17 protein-coding genes are annotated in these 18,810 nt (G+C 44.9%); 8 read left to right on the top strand and 9 right to left on the bottom strand.

Annotated features, from left to right (window positions below):
• The first annotated feature begins 195 nt into the window (after window positions 1-195).
• Complete coding sequence (locus tag ACFI6J_RS06160; protein WP_342340467.1) at window positions 196-1,410, top strand: endonuclease/exonuclease/phosphatase family protein; 1,215 nt, start codon at window positions 196-198, stop codon at window positions 1,408-1,410.
• A 102-nt stretch (window positions 1,411-1,512) separates the two neighbouring features.
• Window positions 1,513-4,371 (top strand): ligand-binding sensor domain-containing diguanylate cyclase, encoded by a 2,859-nt coding sequence (locus ACFI6J_RS06155; protein WP_462585863.1) that lies wholly within the window; start codon window positions 1,513-1,515, stop codon window positions 4,369-4,371.
• 61 nt (window positions 4,372-4,432) lie between these two features.
• On the opposite strand, the gene ACFI6J_RS06150 is transcribed toward ACFI6J_RS06155, so the two are convergent.
• The gene (locus ACFI6J_RS06150; RefSeq protein WP_342340468.1) at window positions 4,433-5,311 is read right to left on the bottom strand and encodes a DUF417 family protein; all 879 of its coding nucleotides are present in this window, start codon (window positions 5,309-5,311) and stop codon (window positions 4,433-4,435) included.
• Window positions 5,312-5,574: 263 nt separating this feature from the next.
• Here ACFI6J_RS06150 and ACFI6J_RS06145 point away from each other — a divergent pair, with 263 nt between their 5' ends.
• Window positions 5,575-6,033 carry a hypothetical protein gene (locus ACFI6J_RS06145; protein ID WP_321825212.1) on the top strand — a complete coding sequence of 153 codons (459 nt, stop codon included), beginning with the start codon at window positions 5,575-5,577 and terminating at the stop codon, window positions 6,031-6,033.
• 69 nt (window positions 6,034-6,102) lie between these two features.
• Here the strand turns inward: ACFI6J_RS06145 and ACFI6J_RS06140 are convergent, their stop codons facing one another.
• Together ACFI6J_RS06140 and ACFI6J_RS06135 are read right to left on the bottom strand one after the other, a co-directional pair.
• Complete coding sequence (locus tag ACFI6J_RS06140) at window positions 6,103-6,549, bottom strand: hypothetical protein (protein WP_342340469.1); 447 nt, start codon at window positions 6,547-6,549, stop codon at window positions 6,103-6,105.
• 155 nt (window positions 6,550-6,704) lie between these two features.
• Entirely contained in the window at window positions 6,705-7,616 is a 912-nt protein-coding gene (locus ACFI6J_RS06135; RefSeq protein WP_342340470.1) for a LysR family transcriptional regulator, read from the bottom strand.
• A 107-nt stretch (window positions 7,617-7,723) separates the two neighbouring features.
• Here ACFI6J_RS06135 and ACFI6J_RS06130 point away from each other — a divergent pair, with 107 nt between their 5' ends.
• Together ACFI6J_RS06130 and ACFI6J_RS06125 are read left to right on the top strand one after the other, a co-directional pair.
• Window positions 7,724-8,581: an SDR family oxidoreductase gene (locus ACFI6J_RS06130; RefSeq protein WP_342340471.1), complete on the top strand. Its 858-nt coding sequence runs from the start codon at window positions 7,724-7,726 to the stop codon at window positions 8,579-8,581.
• 143 nt (window positions 8,582-8,724) lie between these two features.
• Window positions 8,725-9,162, top strand: a complete 438-nt coding sequence (locus tag ACFI6J_RS06125) for a DUF2177 family protein (protein ID WP_039226505.1) — start codon at window positions 8,725-8,727, stop codon at window positions 9,160-9,162.
• Here the strand turns inward: ACFI6J_RS06125 and ACFI6J_RS06120 are convergent.
• Window positions 9,140-10,294, bottom strand: a complete 1,155-nt coding sequence (locus ACFI6J_RS06120; protein ID WP_342340472.1) for a fatty acid desaturase family protein — start codon at window positions 10,292-10,294, stop codon at window positions 9,140-9,142. The genes ACFI6J_RS06125 and ACFI6J_RS06120 overlap by 23 nt on opposite strands.
• Window positions 10,291-11,349 carry a flavin reductase family protein gene (locus ACFI6J_RS06115; protein WP_231513053.1) on the bottom strand — a complete coding sequence of 353 codons (1,059 nt, stop codon included), beginning with the start codon at window positions 11,347-11,349 and terminating at the stop codon, window positions 10,291-10,293. The genes ACFI6J_RS06120 and ACFI6J_RS06115 overlap by 4 nt, the downstream gene beginning before the upstream one ends.
• A 289-nt stretch (window positions 11,350-11,638) precedes the next feature.
• Between ACFI6J_RS06115 and ACFI6J_RS06110 the strand changes: the two genes are divergently transcribed.
• The gene (locus ACFI6J_RS06110) at window positions 11,639-12,724 is read left to right on the top strand and encodes an alkene reductase (protein ID WP_061485136.1); all 1,086 of its coding nucleotides are present in this window, start codon (window positions 11,639-11,641) and stop codon (window positions 12,722-12,724) included.
• Window positions 12,725-12,949: 225 nt separating this feature from the next.
• Here ACFI6J_RS06110 and ACFI6J_RS06105 read toward each other — a convergent pair whose 3' ends face one another.
• Window positions 12,950-13,168, bottom strand: coding sequence for a hypothetical protein (locus ACFI6J_RS06105; RefSeq protein ID WP_014948746.1), 219 nt, complete (start codon window positions 13,166-13,168; stop codon window positions 12,950-12,952).
• Window positions 13,169-13,479: 311 nt separating this feature from the next.
• Here ACFI6J_RS06105 and prfB point away from each other — a divergent pair.
• Together prfB and lysS are read left to right on the top strand one after the other, a co-directional pair.
• A protein-coding gene (gene prfB / locus ACFI6J_RS06100) for a peptide chain release factor 2 (protein ID WP_101563798.1) occupies window positions 13,480-14,578 on the top strand; the annotation gives its coding sequence in 2 pieces (ribosomal slippage) (window positions 13,480-13,554 and window positions 13,556-14,578; 1,098 coding nt in all).
• Window positions 14,579-14,601: 23 nt separating this feature from the next.
• Window positions 14,602-16,170, top strand: coding sequence for a lysine--tRNA ligase (gene lysS, locus ACFI6J_RS06095; RefSeq protein ID WP_342340473.1), 1,569 nt, complete (start codon window positions 14,602-14,604; stop codon window positions 16,168-16,170).
• A 40-nt stretch (window positions 16,171-16,210) separates the two neighbouring features.
• On the opposite strand, the gene ACFI6J_RS06090 is transcribed toward lysS, so the two are convergent.
• The 3 genes from ACFI6J_RS06090 to ACFI6J_RS06080 form a co-directional block, all read right to left on the bottom strand.
• Complete coding sequence (locus tag ACFI6J_RS06090; RefSeq protein ID WP_061485138.1) at window positions 16,211-17,152, bottom strand: ketopantoate reductase family protein; 942 nt, start codon at window positions 17,150-17,152, stop codon at window positions 16,211-16,213.
• A gap of 92 nt (window positions 17,153-17,244) precedes the next feature.
• A complete protein-coding gene (locus ACFI6J_RS06085; RefSeq protein WP_061485140.1) occupies window positions 17,245-17,997 on the bottom strand; it encodes a pseudouridine synthase in 753 nt (250 codons plus the stop codon).
• Complete coding sequence (locus ACFI6J_RS06080; protein WP_014948751.1) at window positions 17,997-18,563, bottom strand: Hpt domain-containing protein; 567 nt, start codon at window positions 18,561-18,563, stop codon at window positions 17,997-17,999. Before ACFI6J_RS06080 ends, ACFI6J_RS06085 begins: the two co-directional genes overlap by 1 nt.
• Window positions 18,564-18,810 lie beyond the last annotated feature (247 nt).

Here is an 18,810-nt window from a genome sequence, read left to right as displayed (position 1 = left end):
TCATTTTAGCTTTAGGGCTTTATAGTAAAAAATATTTCTTTCTTTTGTCTCATTTGTGAAAATAAATTTCTTTTTTGTGTAAGAGCGAGAGCATGTTTGTCTTGTTGATACAACGGTCTTTAATAAAACAAAAAAGTTCAGATAAGCCGCTAAAGTTGCTATCTTTGCATTTCGCTTTTACTTACAGGTAACAACATGAAAAATAGGGCGCTTTTCTGTGCGATAGCTCTTTTACCTGCATTATTCGTATCTACGCTGGCTAGCTCGCAAGAAGAGCAAATGCTTAAAGTCGCAACGTTTAATGTAAGTATGGAAGCCACTAACTACAAAGCGTTGGGTATGAAGCCAAGCGATCAGGTACTTCAACACGTTCTTTCAACGGGTGAGCATAGCCAAGTTAAAAACATTGCTGAAATTATTCAACGCGTTAACCCCGATATCTTGATGTTGAATGAATTTGACTACATTGCAGATAAGCGTAAAGGGGTAGAAGCATTTGTTAAGAACTACCTGAATGTTTCACAAGACGGCCTTGAGCCTGTGGATTACCCGTATACGTATGTGGCCACAGTCAACACAGGGGAGCCCACGAAATTCGACTTAGATAACAATGGCAAAGCAGAAGGTTTTGGTGGCGATGCATATGGTTTTGGGCTTTATCCCGGGCAATATGGTATGGCGCTTTTGTCAAAATACCCTATTGATGTTGATGGTATTCGCACCTTTCAGACGTTTAAATGGCATCACATGCCTCATCCACGGGTTCCTATTATTCCCGATGAGAGCGGAATTACTGATAAGGGCAAGCCATGGTACGACGTAGAAGAGTGGGCCGCGCTAAGGTTGAGTTCTAAGTCTCACTGGGATGTGCCGGTGAAAGTAGCGGGCAAAACCGTACACATACTTGCTATGCATCCAACACCACCTAATTTCGATGGAAGCGAGGATCGCAACGGCAAGCGCAACTTTGACGAAATTAGGCTTATGGCAGATTATCTTTCTCCGGATAAAGGGGCCTACATTTACGATGATAATGGCGAGAAAGTCAGCCTGTCAGAGAACGCGCGTTTTGTACTTGTTGGTGATTTTAACGCGGCGGATATTGGAGATAAACATCGCGAGGGTGTAATTGAACAGTTGACCGAGCACCCGTTAGTTAATAACGACATGATTCCAACAAGCGCAGGTGGTGCAGGCGCGTCAGGTGCAGAGTTTAGTAACCGCTTTACTGCCTATTGGGGAGCCAGAGCTGACTATGTTTTGCCATCTCGATTTGGCTTCGATGTGAACGATGCTGGCGTTTTCTGGCCTGCAAAAACCAGTGACCTATATCGATTAGTTAAAGACCGCGAAGCCAGCTCAGATCACAGGTTAGTTTGGATTAGCTTGTCGTTGACCGACGATAACTAAAAACCACAATTTTTGTGTTAGTTAATAGATAGAGGTATTATTACACCGTCTATCTAATAATGTACCGAGAAGCCATTGAAGTTTGTGTCTCTCACTTTTGTGATGTGTTTGCTGTGGGTGATACCCATAGATGGCTTTTCGGTAGAGTCTTCTCAGCTCATGCCGCTCAACCGGTATTTCCCTCAATCGTGGGGAACGAAAGACGGGCTTCCTCACAACAGTATTCACGCATTAGCACAAACGTCCAATGGGTATCTATGGGCGGGTACTTGGGAAGGTGTTGCTCGGTTTAATGGTCAGCAGTTCACTGTATTTACCCGCGGCGCGCAAACAGGATTACCAGACTCCGGCATTCGAAGCTTGTATTACAACAAGCCCCGCGACGAGCTACTGGTGGCAGGAAACCGAGGCGGTATAACGTCGCTTATTGCCGAGCAGTGGCATGCTCAAGCGCCCCTGTCTTCAATGGTTAATCATGCATTCAGAGACAGTAATAACGTGTTGTGGTTTGCGCTGGAAGACACGGGGATTGCAATGAGAACGCCTGACGGCACGCAAAAAGAATACATTGTAAATTCGAGTGCTTACCGCATAATCGAAGACGGATTTGGCGTAATCTGGTTTGCAACAAACCAAGGGTTATTCAAATACATAAACGATAAATTTCAGCTAGCTGTACCCGACCACAACATACTCTCTGGTCCATCATTTACTCTCGCTCTTGATAGCAAAAAACGTGTTTTAGTTGGCACAGAACACGGTGTTTGGCAGCAAAAAAACGGTACCTTTGCGCTACTTCACAGCTCACTTGCCGACAAATCAATTAGTAGTATTTTGCTTGATCATCAAAATAGCATTTGGGTAGGCACCATCAATCATGGCCTTTATCGTCTAAGTGACTTAGGTCTAGAAAAACTGGATGCGACAGCAGGTCTTCCCAATAACCGCGTTTTTTCACTGCTTGAAGATTTGGAAAAAAATATCTGGATTGGCACTAATGGTGGTTTGTTTAGGCTGCGTCGTGCGCTATTTACCACATTCTCGCAAAGCCAAGGAATGAGTGGAGACTTTTTGCGAACTGTTTTGCAAACGTCTGATGGCAAACTTTTATCAGGTGGAAGTGCTGGATTAGATATATTTTCCAATGATGCGTTTTCCAGCGCATCGCTCACTACAGGTGAAGCTTTCTCTGTACTCAGTTTGGCAGCGGTAACTGAAGAGGTAACGTTAGTCGGCACCTACACAAAAGGTGTGCTGCGATATGAAAATGACCAACTTACTCCTTACCTCAATAGACATTTAGGGTTACCGAGTAATGAAGTAAGGGCCATTCTTTTAGCGAGTGATAACAGTGTTTGGTATGCCACGGCGCAAGGTGTAGTTCAACAAACACCAGATGGAAAGCTAAGCCATTTTAATGAACAAAATGGGCTACCTGCCCATTTTTCGATGGGCTTGGCAGAAGATGGTGAAGGACGAATCTGGATTGCTACAGGGATAGGGCTCGCCTATATCCAACAGGGTATTGTGCACGTAGTTTCGTTTCCTGAACATTCAGATGCGCAGCACGCGTTCAGTTTTAGCGTTGTTGAAAAGGGAACTTGGATTACAACCGATCGAGGACTTGCGTATTTTGACAATGCTACAAAGGCACTTAGTGTAATCGAAAAGTCGCAGGGGCTTCCCGTAGATAAACTGTTTTCAATCGGTATAGATCACAACAGCGGTGTATGGCTAAGTTCAAACCAAGGGGTCATTCTCACTTCACTATCAAGTCTTAAGGAGTGTCTGACATATCCAAGTGCATTATTGGAATTTGAACATTTTAAGGAAGAAAATGGCCTGGCGAGTATTCAAATCAATGGTGGGTCACAGCCATCTCAGTTTGTTGATGTAGACGGAAATGTTTGGCTTCCTACTGCGAAAGGGCTCGCCACAGTAACGCCTGCAAACCTTGCCATGTTGAGTGAATTCCCTATTCCGGTAAGTATAGAGGCGGTACTACTGGACGGTGCTGACCAGCAATTTGATACGGATAAAAGGGAAGTAGACGTAACGCCGTTAACCACGCGAGTTGCGTTTCAGTATGCAGGGTTGGGTTTCGCTATGCCTTCGCGTATAGAGTATCAGGCTATGTTAGTAGGATATGACCAAGATTGGGTTAACCGTCATCAATTTAGAATGACTGAATACACTAATTTAGCACCTGGTCGTTATCAGTTTAAAGTACGTGCTCGTTATATTGGTGGTCCCTGGCAAGAGATTACGTCACCATTTTCTATTCGCGTGTTACCCAGTATTTATCAGACATTTGCTTTTAAATTCTCGGTTTTTCTTTTCTTCTGTTTTGTTATCTATACACTTTATAAAGTACGTTTTCATCACTTGAAAAAATCAGAAATGATTTTAAAACAAAGGGTCGATGAACAAACCAGATCACTAGAATTACAAACCAAGCGGTTCGAGTTCCAAGCAACTCACGATGATCTAACCGGTATTGCAAATAGACGAGCATTCGACCGCTGGCTTGTACAATATTTTGAAGAGGCTAAAGCGAAACAATCTCCTCTATGTCTTGCCGTTGTCGATATTGACCATTTCAAACAGGTAAATGATCAGTACTCTCACTTAGTAGGGGATAAAGTCATTACTGAGGTGGCCCGTATATTAAATCGCGAAGTTCCGCATTATGCTAAATGTGCAAGGTGGGGCGGCGAAGAGTTTACTGTGTTGTTACCCGAATATGACTTGGTAAATGCAAGGGTAGCTATGGATCATGTTCGAAAAATCGTGGCAGCACATGATTTCAGTTTTATAGCGCAAACGCTGAAAGTCACAATCAGTATTGGTGTAGCAAGTGCAGATGGCGCGAGAGATCACGACAGAATGTTAACCCATGCCGACCAAGCACTTTACACTGCAAAAGAAAATGGCCGCAACCAAGTGACCATTTTCGAATAAACGATAAGTGAGGTAGTGGTTAATTACTACAACATCTTTAACCTGACTTTGCCGTAAAGCCTTACTGTGGCGATTGGCCCAACTGCGCATCTTCGCGTTCTCGTGAAACTGCCTCGAACAGCGTAAAGTAAGCGACCACAGCAAGATTAGCGACAAACCAAAGGTCTTTAATAACGAATTGACCTAGGCGGTTGACGATAGTCGTGCTGTTAAAGGTATCCGGCACAGTAAACAAAAACGTTTGTGTCATCAGAAAAACCGATAAACAAGCCAGTCCGCTCGCAATGATCACCGGCTTGTTCTTAGAAAAGATGCCCGCACCCAATAGCAATGCAAAGAGGACATCAAACCCACCAATTACATTCGATGCCCCTTGAACGCTAAACACAGCATATAGCCACGACATAAACGGTGATGTTTCAACTAGCCCCACAATTGCATTAGCTTCAAACTCGAAAAACTTCATGCCTCCTATCCATAATAAGACCATGGCTACAGGAGCAAAGTTGAGGTATGTCAGTTGCCTGTGCGAAAATTTTTCGCGATAAAACAAGAATAGGAAAAGCGGTAATACTGCGAAGTACTTGATGATGCCTTGACCGCTGCCAATAATCGGGAAGCCCCCTAAATCGGCCATCCATCTCGTTGGTGATAATAACGTCAGCAATGGAACGGCAGTTACAAAAGCGGCATATAGTGTTACTGCTTTTGCTGAAACAAGGCTAAAACGTGCTGCAATGGTCATTAACGGTAGTAACAGCAATGCGATACCTGAAAAAGCACCAAGGGCACTCTCGCTCAACACAGTGTCTAACGAGTAGAAATTAAATGTAGCGATAAGTGCATTGGGGTTTGCACCCAATAAAAATGTTAGGCCAAGAACTGCGAAGCTAAAAGTGAGCAATGCGGTGACCATGTTTTCGGTTTGGTTTAGTGTCATAAAGCGTCCGTAAATACTGCTAGTTTTGCGAAGTGTATGTAGAGACCCGTCGAGGTAGCACTAAAATTTCATAGGTTTGATAATTTATTAGGCATAGCGCAGTAAGCAAATAAGGATTTATCGACAAAATAAGAACTTATCTAATAGCGGTTGTCATAAGTAGCAGCGGTCTTAAATAAATTAGGTCTTAAGTAATGTGGGGCTTAAATAGTTTGGTTTTTAAATAGTAGTGGTTTAAAAAGTAAAATAAATTGAGAGAAAAAATGAAACAAGCAAGCAGTAGAGCACAGAAGCGTTTTAGGATCTGGTTTATAGCAGGCGTGTGTGCAGCCTTGTCTGCTTGTGGCGCTCAGCCCCCAGAACCTATTGATGAGCCAATCGCGAGTGTTGAAGACGTCGAAAAATTAGAGCAAGTTGTTGATACCTCTTTGCCTTTGGTGCAGCAGGCCTATTCCATTGAGTCTGAAAAAGTGTGCGATAAACACGGTGGTAACTGGAAGAAAGTAGGCCGACAGCAGGCGCATGCTTGTGTGCTACCAGCAAACGATGCTGGTAATGCGTGTAATGACAGCAGCGAGTGCGAAGTGGCTTGTGTTACGAAAAACAATAATATGGAAGCGGGAGAAAAGGCGCGCGGCGTGTGTTTAGAAAGTACGGACTTATTCGGCTGTAGAGCCTATGTGTCTAACGGCGTTGTGGAGCATACCTTGTGTGTTGACTAAGAGGTTGTTTAGCAAACGAACGTTGAATGAAGCGCACGCCATCGGCAATGCGCTTCACAACAACGCGGGTTAATTAACGTTGGGGAACTCGATTTTGTCCAGTTCGCTCGCCGTTTCATTGCACTCACCTAATAGGTGAAGCCTATCTTCGGTTTGGTGTGTATCTATTTCTAGAAAGCCCGTTTGGCAGTAACCGGTCTCATCCAGTTTCTCATCTAGAGACGTATAAAGTTGCTCAATCATTCTATCGCTGCTATGTGACGAGCCTTCGCGACTTTCCTGTCCTTTGCGACCGCCACGACCACTTCGTTCGCCTCCCTGACCACGGCCGCCTTTACCGCCACCTTTGGCACTGTCACGATGCTGCATTAACGGAATGCTAAAGGCGAAGAGCTTGGTACCGTCTTGCTTGATCTTCGTTTCAAAAAATACTCCATCCATGCCTAAAGGTGGTGGCCTATGAGCGCACGCACTGACAATCAAAGAGGTCGTTATTACTAATAGTGTTTTATTCATTTTATTTAACGCTTATTTGAACCACGTCACTTTGAGATTCAAACGCCTCTTTAGTTGCAGCACCCAGTGTAAGTTTTAAGTAAAGCATTTCGGTATGCAAACTTCATAACGAGCGTATCGTTACAAGCAACACTCATTACGTTATGCATTTTACATCAAAAAGAAGCGGCATTGCCGAAGCGACAAGTCTCAACCAGATAGTCAATAAGTGCTCGGGTACGGCTTGGCACATGCTTACGAGAAGGATAAACCAAGGTAAACAACAAGGTTTCACTTCCAAGTGACGGGAAAATTCGTATAAGTTCGTTAGATGCGACTTCTTTTTGCACAGTTGAAGGTAGCAGCGTAGATATTCCCAACCCTGCTTTGACCATTTCTTGAACAAGGTGAGGAGAGTTACACAGCTCGTAATGTTTGGGTGTAACGTCTATTGGTGTGTTGTCCAGCATTAGGTAATGCATGATTCGTGAATTTAACTGAGATAGCAAAATCCAGGTATGATTATTAAGTTCTGCAATAGTCTTAGGTTCACCATATTTCTTGAGATAATCAGGGCTAGCATATAAGGCGAATTGTTCTTGATATAAGACCCTACCGACGAGCGAGTCGTCTCGTGGCAAACCAATTCGAATTCCTACATCAATATTCTGAGCGATAAGGTCGAGCTTATCGTCACTGCTCACTATGTGTAAATCTATTTCAGGATAGCGGCGCTTGAACTCAGGCAGCAACGGTAATAAAAATTTGTGTGCAATGTCGTTGGTGACTGTTATTGATACTCTTCCTTTTGGCGCCGGTTGACGCAGCTCTTCATCAATACCATGCAAAATCTCGTGGCACTTTTTCGCATGGGAAAATACAGCGTTTCCCTCGTCAGTAAGCATGAGCTGTCGAGTAGTTCTTTGCAGTAATCGCACGTCAAGAGATGCTTCTAAACCTGCCACTTGCTCGCTAACTCTAGATCGACTGGTGCCTAAACGGCGGGCAGCTTCCGCAAAGCTTCCACATTCTACTACGCTGGCAAATATGGCGAGTGCCTTAAGATGTGAATAGTTAATTGTACTCATATTCGTAACAATTCGTTCTGTATGTGTCTACTTATCATAACAGTGTTTCACGCACATAATCACCTCTGTGTTCAACCAGTACTCATTTAATTGATAGAGGATAGATTATGATTGCAGTAACCGGCTCTAACGGACAATTAGGTCAAAAAGTTATTCAAACACTGCTTAATACAGAGAAGGCAAACACTATTGTTGCACTAGTGCGCAACCCTGATAACGCACACGCATTAAAGCAGTTGGGAGTAGTAGTACGGCAGGCCGACTATAATAACCCGGAAACGCTTAAGTCAGCTTTTGAGGGTGTTGAGAAGTTGTTGCTAATATCAGGTACAGAGTTTGGGAAACGCTTTGAGCAGCACAAAGCGGTAATAGATGCAGCTATGGCACAAAACGTTAGCCTCATTGCTTATACCAGTTTGTTGAAAGCAGATACGTCTCCTTTGCTGTTAGCGCAAGAACATAAACAAACCGAGGCTTACTTTAAAAATGTGTCAGCGCCTTTCGTGTTTCTTCGAAATGGGTGGTACACGGAAAATTACACCGATAATGTAGACAGCGTACTGCAGATGGGAGCGGTGGCAGGCGCTGCAAAGCAGGGAGTTTTGTCTACCGCTAGCCGACAAGATTATGCAGACGCCGCAGTGGCCGTTCTCCTATCATCGCAAAATCAAACAGGCAAAATTTATGAGCTTGCTGGCGACACGGGCTTTACGCTAATGGAGTATGCTTCCACCCTATCTGAAATTACCGGCGAAGATATTGGTTTTTTAGACATGGATGAGAGCGCTTATAGAGAAGTACTCATTAAAGCTGGGCTGCCTGAAGGTATGGCAGCAGCATTAGCAGATTCAGAGCATTACGCCGCCTCGGGGTGGCTTCAAGATAACAGCGGCACCTTATCATCACTACTTGGTCGTCCAACTGCAACTCTGCGTGCAACACTTGCTGCGAAAATGAAAAGCTGAGTATTTAAAAGCTAAGTAAATTACCATCCCATGCGCATTACCTTGAATTATCATTCAAGTGATGCGCTTATTGTGCAACACTTGCGTATTCATATTTTAAATCACTTGCATCCGCAATTTGCTTATTTACAGGGATAGGTTCCATGCTTTCCAACATCATTCGCTTTGCGAAAAACATCGTCGTGTCGTTAATTGCAATCTTTGTGTGTTTTGGTGTGCTCGACTTCTTGTGGCTTGGCGTTATTGCGGATGGCTGGTATCAAAGTGAAATGGCTCCTCTGCTTAGAAGTCAATTTATCACGTGGCCTTGGGTGGTTTTTTACCTCATGTATGGATGTGTGGTGTTTGTACTTGCTGTGGTGGCGAACAGAGATAAGTCGTTACTTTATGCAGGGATCGATGGCGCGCTTCTAGGGTTGGCCAGTTATGGCGCCTACAATTTAACGGCGTACAGCATTATTGAAGGTTTTACTTTGTTTATTATGTTGATTGACTGGGCGTGGGGCACGTGCCTAACCAGCGCAAGCGCCATGGCCGGCTGGTTAGGGTTTCAAATGGTTAAGGGAAAGAGTAGCGAATAATGCGTTTTAACACGCTGGCGTATTGTTTTAAAAAGCCGCCAGTGTTGTAGTACATGCCGTGTTCTTCGAATACGGCTTTTACCTTGGGCGCCATCTCTCGGTAGCGTCTGGCTGGGATATCTGGAAACAGGTGGTGCTCAATTTGAAAGCTTAAATGCCCAGTAAGCACGTGAAACAGGTTTCCGCCCTTTATGTTCGACGAGCCCAGCGCTTGTCGGTAGTACCATTGCCCTCGGGTTTCATTAACACAATCTTCTTGTTTAAACGTTTCCACGTCGCCAGTGAAATGACCGCAAAAGATAATAGTAGATGTCCATAAATTGCGTAGTAAATTGGCGATAAGGTTGCCGGTAAATACCCATAAAAATAACGGCCCAGCTAATAAAGGAAATAGTGCATAATCTTTTACTAACTGACGTGCGCCTTTACTAAAAAAGCGTTTCTTAAGTTCATTATGGGTAACCTGATTCTTACGGTTGTCCTTCTTTTTTCCAAAAAAGACCCGCTCAGCGGCCATTTCGTGATACGACACACCCCACTGAAATAAAACACTAAGTACGATGTAAGTCGCAAACTGCCATAGGTTTTTTACACGCCATCTAAAATCGTTAGACAGGCGAAGCAAGCCGTAGCCAAAGTCTCTGTCTTTTCCAATAATATTGGTATACGTGTGATGCTCATAATTGTGAACGCGATTCCAGCTCGCACCATCGCAGGCAATATCCCACTCATAGCCTTTCGAATTAATGTGTTTGTCGTTCATCCAATCGTACTGGCCGTGCATTACGTTGTGGCCTATTTCCATATTATCGAGAATTTTTGCTGTAGCTAAACTCAATACGCCGGCAACCCAGAGCAGCGGTTGAATGAACCCCAACATTAAAAGTATCCGTCCGCTCCACTCGCAAATTCGCTGAACAAGAATAATACGTCGGATATAGGCCGCATCTTCAGCGCCCACTTTTCGTTTAATGTCAGCTTTAATTTCATCAAGCTGAGCGGCAAGTAACTCGTAGTTCGGTTTCTCTTTAGTGCTCGTTGACCGAATAGCTTTGGTTTCACTTATCGGAGAATGCGCTTGTTCGATGGCTTCTTCACGGTGTTGGTTGTCTATTGCAACGCTGGTGTTCATAGTTGAATCTCCAAATCAGTAACGGCTTGTGATACACACAGCTGAATAAGTTGCTCTGCGCTATCTGAAAGCTCACCCGTGCGGGTATCTCTCACTACGCCCCGTTTCTTAACACATTGGCATTGATGACAAATTCCCATGCCACAGCCATAAGTCACTGGTTGTTCTGCTTGCTGAAGTTGTATAAGTAGGGTTTGCTGATTGTCGATAGCCAAAGATTGGCCATTGTGTACCAGGGAAAAGGTTTCGATTTCGGTAAGGCTGGTGTTGCTCACCACAGGAAGCGCAGCGAAGTGCTCGCTCAAAACAGGCACGTTGATCGCTTTTGCATAACTTTCAACTTGCTCGAACATGGCATGTGGACCACACACTAACCAGTGTGCATTGGCAAAGTTACACAAATGCGCTTCTACGTCTCCGTCTTTTTGTTTGCTCAAAATATCATAGGTGAAGTGCTCACAGCGCTGACTGAACGCTGATAATTCATTGAGTAATACATGCTCGTCTGGCTTAGCAAAATAAAGTAAGTGTACCGGTGTATGGTTTAGCTGCGCGTTGTTGACGGCATCGTCAAGCATTGCTATGAAAGGAGTTATACCCGAGCCGCCCGCTATCATAAGTAGGGGCTTTTCAACCTTCGGCCAGTTAAATTCCCCCATAGGGGCTGAGATATTTACCCATTGATTAGGCACACAAGAGTGAAGATAAGGTGTTAATGCGCCCTGAGCTTTAACCTTGGTTACAAGGCGAATCTGCTTTTCTTTTTGTCGGGTGTTAGCACCACTCGCTATGGTAAACACGCGAGTGGTGAGCCTGCCATTAATTTCTATGGTTAATGCGATATGCTGCCCTGCAACATGCGTTGGCCAAGACCTCTCTGGCATAAGTAACACCTCGAGCATATCAGCGCTTAGTTTTTTTACTGCCACAACTTTGGCTCTGAAATACCCATCGCGCCACGCGGGTTTAACTTGCTGCATCAGCACTTCCCAGTAGCCCTTCCAAGAGGCATGGTGAAAAATGCGATCAGTGAATTTATCTAGTAATAGTCTCAATGTAGAAATCACACCTGTATTTCGTCGGAATATCTTAAATACAAAAAGGATGAAAATATTTTAGCTTACACTTGTACGCTAATTCAGCGCACAAGTGTAAGCTTAATTTTTTCTGCGTCAAGAGGAGATGCATGAAATTTGGGATAACGTCGTCGAAATACACCGGTACTTTTGTGAAAAATGCAAAAGTGCTTTGTTAAAAATACGGGTTCTAACCCAGCTTTAGGGCCTTATATCTACCGTTATCCAAACGTGTAAATTGCAAGAATAAAGTTTAAAGGACTGTATTATGAAACTATTTGAAACCCTATCGCTGGCTGGAAAAACGCTGAACAATCGGGTTGTTATGCCGCCAATGACCCGCTCCCGCTCAACACAGCCGGGAGATGTGCCCAACAACCTTATGGCTGAATATTACGCTCAGCGCGCAAGTGCAGGGCTTATTGTGAGTGAAGGCACACAAATTTCGGCACTCGGTAAGGGTTATGCGTGGACGCCGGGGATTTATACCAAGGCGCAAATCGATGGCTGGAAGTTGGTAACAGATAAAGTCCATGAAGCGGGTGGTGTGATGTTTGCGCAACTTTGGCATGTGGGTCGCGTATCCCATCCTTCAAATACAGAGGGGAAGCAGCCTATTAGCGCATCGGCGATTCAAGCAAAAGGCGTAAAAGTATTTGTTGATGAAGGCGGCAACCCTGGCTTTGTTGAGTCGGTCATGCCCCGAGAAATGAGCTTTGAAGATATAAAAGCCGTGGTAGAAGAGTATCGCGTTGCGGCGCGCAATGCCGTAGATGCCGGATTTGATGGCATTGAGTTGCATTCGGCTAATGGTTACTTGCTTAACCAGTTTATCGATTCTCAAAGTAATACAAGAACTGATGAATACGGCGGAAGTGTACAGAACCGTATTCGATTCTTGAAAGAAGTGGTGCAGGCTGTGTCTGAGGAAATTGGCGCTGATAAAGTAGGTGTACGTTTGGCGCCCCTAACAACATTAAACGGGACAGTCGACGACAATCCCGAAGAGACATATCTTGCGATTGCTTCCATGCTTAATAGTTTCAAGATTGGCTATATGCATATTGCCGAAGCCGACTGGGATGATGCGCCGCAAATGCCAATATCATTCAAGATGGCTATTCGTGAAGCCTATAGCGGTCTGCTCATTTATGCCGGAAAGTACGACACAGAGCGTGCCGAACAAGCTTTAACTGAAGGGTGGGCAGATATGATTGGTTTTGGTCGACCTTTCGTGGCGAACCCAGATTTACCCTACAGACTAGCGAATAATGTACCCCTGAATGAGCACAACCCCGATACGTTATTTGGCGGTGGTGAGAAGGGCTACACAGATTATTCTTTTGCTAAATAGCCGGAAATTCCAGCGGGTGTGTAAAAAACACTTTGCTCAGGAAAAAGGGGCAATCCATTAAAAATGAGCATGGCTCTTTTTTACCAGAACGAACAGCACTTAAAACATGTTGTTCGTTCTAAATCTTACTTTCGTCAGTCAGCAGTTAGACTCATTACGTAACAGTTATACGCAGTGATGTGTTAACACCGTTGATACTCACCGAGTCATTTCTGCACTTTACGGTTAATATTTACGATTGCGATATAGCCAAGTGAAAATTCCGCTTCCCGCTATTAACATTGACGTGGCAAGCCACAATTTAGAAATGGGTGTGCCGTTGGGGCACTGCAACGCCATCGTTGCCCCCGCAAGGTTCTGGCAATCGACGAGTTGGCCCAAGGCCAATACAAAAAGACCGAGAAGTACGCCGATAACGGCATAAGACAAATTATTGAACGACATACTTTTCCTAAAAGATTTTCCAATCAATTCGCACACTAAACGCACGCGACACTAAGTAGCAATGCTCCAAACTAGTGCAGCTGAAGGCTGCTTTTTCAAACATTTACTCTATTTGTATGGGCTAAGACAGCCTACCCAACAGTATGTGCGCGCCATTGAACGGTGAAAATACTCGCTTCAACGAAGGTGCTTAAAATCCATACGAAAATTAGCACAAGCTCAGTGTCGCAATATTTGCGCCAACCCCTATCAAAATTCCTTCAAATTCGGTACTATCCGCGGTCTTAAATTTTTAACGAAATAAGCGGACTATGTTTGAAATAAACCCCGTTATGAATGCGATAAAAGATATCCGCGAGCGCACTGAAGCGCTTAGGGGGTATCTTTGACTTTGATGCAAAGTCAGAGCGTTTAGAAGAAGTTAGCCGAGAGTTAGAAAGTCCTGACGTTTGGAACGAGCCAGACAGAGCGCAGGCCCTTGGCAAAGAAAAAGTGGCCTTGGAGCAAATCGTAGAGACGATCCACAAGCTCGATCAGGGAACTGAAGACGTTGAAGGTCTTGTTGAATTGGCTGTTGAAGCCGAAGATGAAGATACCTTCGTTGAGGCCCAAAGTGAGCTTGAAGGCTTAATTGAGCAGCTAGAAGTGCTTGAGTTTCGCCGCATGTTTTCTGGCCCTAACGACGAAAACGACTGCTATATTGATATTCAGTCGGGCTCTGGTGGTACAGAAGCACAAGATTGGGCCAATATGCTGCTGCGCATGTATTTGCGTTGGGGCGAAGCGCACGGTTTCAAAACGGAACTTATTGAAGTGTCGGAAGGTGAAGTCGCGGGCATTAAAAGTGCTACGCTGCGCGTTCAGGGCGAATATGCGTTTGGCTGGCTACGCACAGAAACAGGCGTACACCGCTTAGTACGTAAATCGCCGTTTGACTCGGGCAACCGCCGTCATACGTCGTTTTCATCTGCGTTTGTATATCCTGAAATTGATGACGACATCGATATTGAAATCAACCCGTCTGATTTACGTATAGACACCTATCGCGCATCGGGCGCGGGTGGCCAGCACGTAAACAGAACAGATTCAGCGGTACGTATTACCCATGAACCTACGGGCATTGTGGTGCAGTGTCAGAACGACCGCTCGCAGCACAAAAACAAAGATCAGGCGATGAAGCAGTTAAAAGCCAAACTTTATGAGTTTGAACTGCAAAAACAAAACGCTGAAAAACAAGCGATGGAAGACAGCAAGTCTGATATCGGCTGGGGAAGCCAAATACGCTCTTACGTTTTGGACGACTCCCGCATTAAAGATTTGCGTACTGGCGTGGAAACACGCAACACTCAAGCCGTGCTGGATGGCGACTTGGACAAATTTATTGAAGCCAGCCTGAAATCCGGGCTGTAAACCGAACAACGAAGTGAAAGGTTATGACTGACCAACAAACAGACGATAACAAATTGATTGCAGAGCGCCGTGCTAAGCTAAGCGCTATTCGCGAGCAGTGCCGTGCAAACGGTTTCCCAAACAGCTTCCGTCGCGAAAACTATGCGGATGAGCTTCAAGCTAAGTTCGGTGAATTCGACAAAGAAACGCTACAAGAGCAGGGTAACAAAGTAAGCATTGCTGGCCGTATTATGGCAAAGCGTGGTCCTTTCATGTTGCTTCAAGATATGACTGGCCGTATTCAGGCATACGCAGATAAAGACACGCAAAAAGCCCTTAAAACAAAATATGGTGCACTAGATATTGGTGACATTATTGGCGTGGCGGGTGACCTACATAAGTCAGGTAAAGGCGACCTTTACGTGAACATGGAGCAATACGAGTTGCTAACCAAAGCACTTCGTCCATTGCCAGAAAAATTCCACGGTTTGAGTGACCAGGAAACGAAATATCGCCAGCGCTACGTTGATTTGATCACAAGTGAACAAACGCGCAAAACGTTCATGATCCGTAGCAAGATCGTAAACGGTATTCGCAATTATCTTACCGAACGTGACTACCTTGAAGTAGAAACGCCAATGCTACAGGTTATTCCTGGTGGCGCGACAGCGAAGCCGTTTGTGACTCACCACAATGCGCTAGACATCGATATGTACCTGCGTATTGCACCAGAGCTTTACCTTAAGCGCCTAGTGGTTGGTGGTTTTGAGCGTGTGTTCGAAATTAACCGTAACTTCCGTAACGAAGGCTTATCAACTCGTCACAACCCAGAGTTTACTATGCTTGAGTTCTACCAAGCGTATGCAGACTACAACGACCTGATGAACCTTACCGAAGATATGCTGCGCACGCTGGCAGAAGATATTCTTGGTACAAGCATTATCAAAAACACAACTAAAGACGCTGAAGGTAACGTAACGTCTGAAGTTGAATACGATTTTGGTAAGCCGTTTGACCGCTTAAGCATGGGCGAAGCTATTCTTAAGTACTGGCCAGAAGCTAACGAAGAAGCTATTCGCGACCCAGAGGCGAACCTTGACGCGCTTAAAGCAATGGCAAAACAGCTTCACATTAAAGAGCCTGAAGTTGATGGCATTTGGGGTGCGGGTAAGTACCTTTGCGAAATCTTCGAAGCAACCGCGGAAGAGAAGCTTATTCAACCTACGTTCATTACAGAATATCCGTGGGAAGTATCGCCGCTTGCGCGCCGTAACGACAACAACCCATTCATTACCGACCGCTTCGAGTTCTTTGTAGGTGGACGTGAATTAGCGAATGGCTTTAGCGAGCTTAACGACCCGGAAGATCAGGCAGAACGTTTTGCGAAGCAAGTTGAAGAAAAAGATGCAGGCGATGATGAAGCCATGCACTTTGACGATGACTACATCCGCGCCCTTGAATATGGCTTGCCGCCAACGGCGGGTGAAGGTATCGGGATTGACCGTCTAGCTATGCTATTTACTGATAGCTCTACCATTAAAGATGTTATCTTGTTCCCACACATGAAGCCTCAGGCGCCAAAAGACGCGCAAGAAGCGGGTGAACAAGAATAATCTTAATCCTCAAATAGCGTGATTTAGGTGCTCGGCGCTGTTAAAGCTTCAGCGCCTTAACACGCTCTACTAAAAGGGTATTCTCGGGAACGGGAATACCCTTTTTTGTTGCCATATCTACAATGTAACCGTTGATGGCGTCTATTTCTGTTTGTCTACCGTGAGCAACATCCTGATGCATACTTGAGTAGTTTTCTCCGGTCGCCTTGGCTACAGACAGCACATTTTCATGAACTGACAGTGCATCAAAATCTAGCCCGTAAGCATCCGCTACCTGAGTAAACTCATTGCAAATTGAAATACGGCTTTGTTCAAATTCAGGCTTAGCAATGTGCTTATTTTGGATATTGTGAAGCGCCGTTAGTGGGTTAATCACAGCATTAACGGAAAGCTTCGTCCACAATGCTCTTAGAATATTATTTTGGTATTGCACTGGCGGAAGAGCCTTATCTAACGTCGCAATTGCGCTGGCTAGCTGTGGCGCTATTTGTGAGAGGGCGGCCAATGTTTGAGGTGATGGCTTATCTACATTAGGCGCGCCAATTTGCGTTGCGCCAACGCCAGTATACTTAACATGAAAATCGCCGCTCGACGCGCTTACTTTTAACGCGCCATGACTGGTTGTAGCAAGAAGCAACGGATAATCGCCGCCTAGTAAATCTCTTGCGATCTCAAGTCCGCCCATACCGTTGTGAAGCAGCACAACGGTAGGTTGTTGTGTGAGATAGGGAAGCCATTGCAATAGGGCTGCTTTAAGTTGATATACTTTTAAGGGGATTATCAGCACATCACTTTTAGGTAACACGATAGGTGAAGGCTTCGCAGGTTTTAGCGCAGTGGTTTGGCCGTTTTGCCAGTGTGCGCAAGAGGGCATGGTTTTCATGTCTCTGGGGTAGCAGTCATACGGCACGCCATTTTTCTGGGAGCTTGCAGCAATGAGGCTTCCTATGGCACCGCCGCCAACTATATGTAGTTTACCCATTAGCACCTATTAAACATTCAAAGTAGCTTCTATTTTCTTATGACTATTAGCACCTATTAGGTTAGCACCTATTAGGCCGTTCGCGTTTTCCCCTAGCACGCCGGCAGAAAGCGTGCGGGCAGGGAAGGCCATGGATAAGTCTCAGGCGCATTAAGCCCGTTGTACCAAGTCTGCACATCGGCTTCGTTTATGACTTCACCTTTATCGAAAGGTGCAGTAACTGCTAATTCACCAGAAGATAAAGGAAGCTGTAAATGCCATGCATGAAGATACAGCCTGTCTGATGCCTCACCCCCATAAAGTGTATCACCCAAAATAGGTGCGCCAATGCTTTTAAGCGCAACACGAATTTGATGGGTTTTCCCCGAGTGAGGCTTAACGATAAACCCTCGGGTACCGGGCTTAGCCGCGCTACTGAAAAACTGAGTGATAGCCGGGTTTTCTGTGGTTTTTAGCAAAATCCGCTGGCCGCCTCGACGATTTTTCATATCGCCCATTATCATGCCTTGTTTCTTTTTAGGCTTGTGATCACTTAGCGCCAAGTAGTATTTGCTCACACGTCGTGATGAGAAAAGCTCGCCAATTTCTCCGGCTACAGCTGCATTTTTAGCAAGACACAAGCAGCCCGACGTGCCCGTATCTAAGCGGTGGCAAAGATGCAGTTCTGTTACGGCTAACTGCTTTTTTAATCGGGTGACAATGCCGTCTATTTTTTCTGGTTCGCCGTTTTCGGCAATATTTTCTCTAACATCTGCCTCATTAGTGGCATCGTGCATAGCAATGCCAATAGGCTTGTTAACAATAATGAGGTCTGTATTTTCAAAGAGAACGGGGATCGGCTGCACTAGCTATTTTCTAACTCTGAAATGGCTTCTTCATAGTCAAGTTCGTCTACCGCATCGATAATAGCCGAGCGCTTTTCTTGTGGTAGGGCAAGGGCATCTAGCCATTCATCCAGTTTGTCCTGGGCGATAAACTCGCTCGCTTTCAGCGCTGTCATTAACTGTTTTCGCGCTTGCTCAGCTGCTGCTCCATTCGCCGGTGCCGGGGCAGAAGCTGTGACTTCTGGCTCTTTGATCAACGCATCAACCGCAGCAATGGTTTCATCTAGTACTGCGATAAAAGCAGGGTATTGTTCAGCAACGCGTTTGTCGTTTCTAAAGCCGCTTTCTACAGGCTTGCTCGCATTGTGCAAAGCAAAAAGCCCTAGGTTTCCTGTCACGCCTTTTAGTGTGTGAACAAGAGAGTAAGCCTCATTAAAATCGCCCTTAGCAACATGCGCCTGCAAGTCAGCATCAAGAGAACGGTATTCGTCTGTAAACTTACCAAGTAGGGTGAACAACAGTTTTTTGTTTCCACTTAGCTGTGACATTCCAAAATCAATATCGACTACTGTTGTTGACTGATCCATGCAACTATCCTTTTTATTTCGCAACTTCTATTGGGCTATTTCTATTCCAAATGGAAACCGTTTGTCAGTTCATTCGTACCACTTAGCGAATTCAACTGGCTAAAGCCTATTTTACAAAAGACTATGAAGTGTAAGTGTATTTCAGAAATACACAAATTAATACAATCATAGCAAAGTCGAAGCAAGTAAAGCGCTAAAAAGTCTGGTAGTCTTCGAAAATTCGCTTGCGCTATAGAGATAGCAACCT

It is taken from the genome of Alteromonas sp. G4i13, assembly GCF_054960505.1.
The sequence above is the reverse complement of the archived record's forward strand: the minus strand, read 5'-3'. Positions and strand labels throughout refer to the sequence as shown.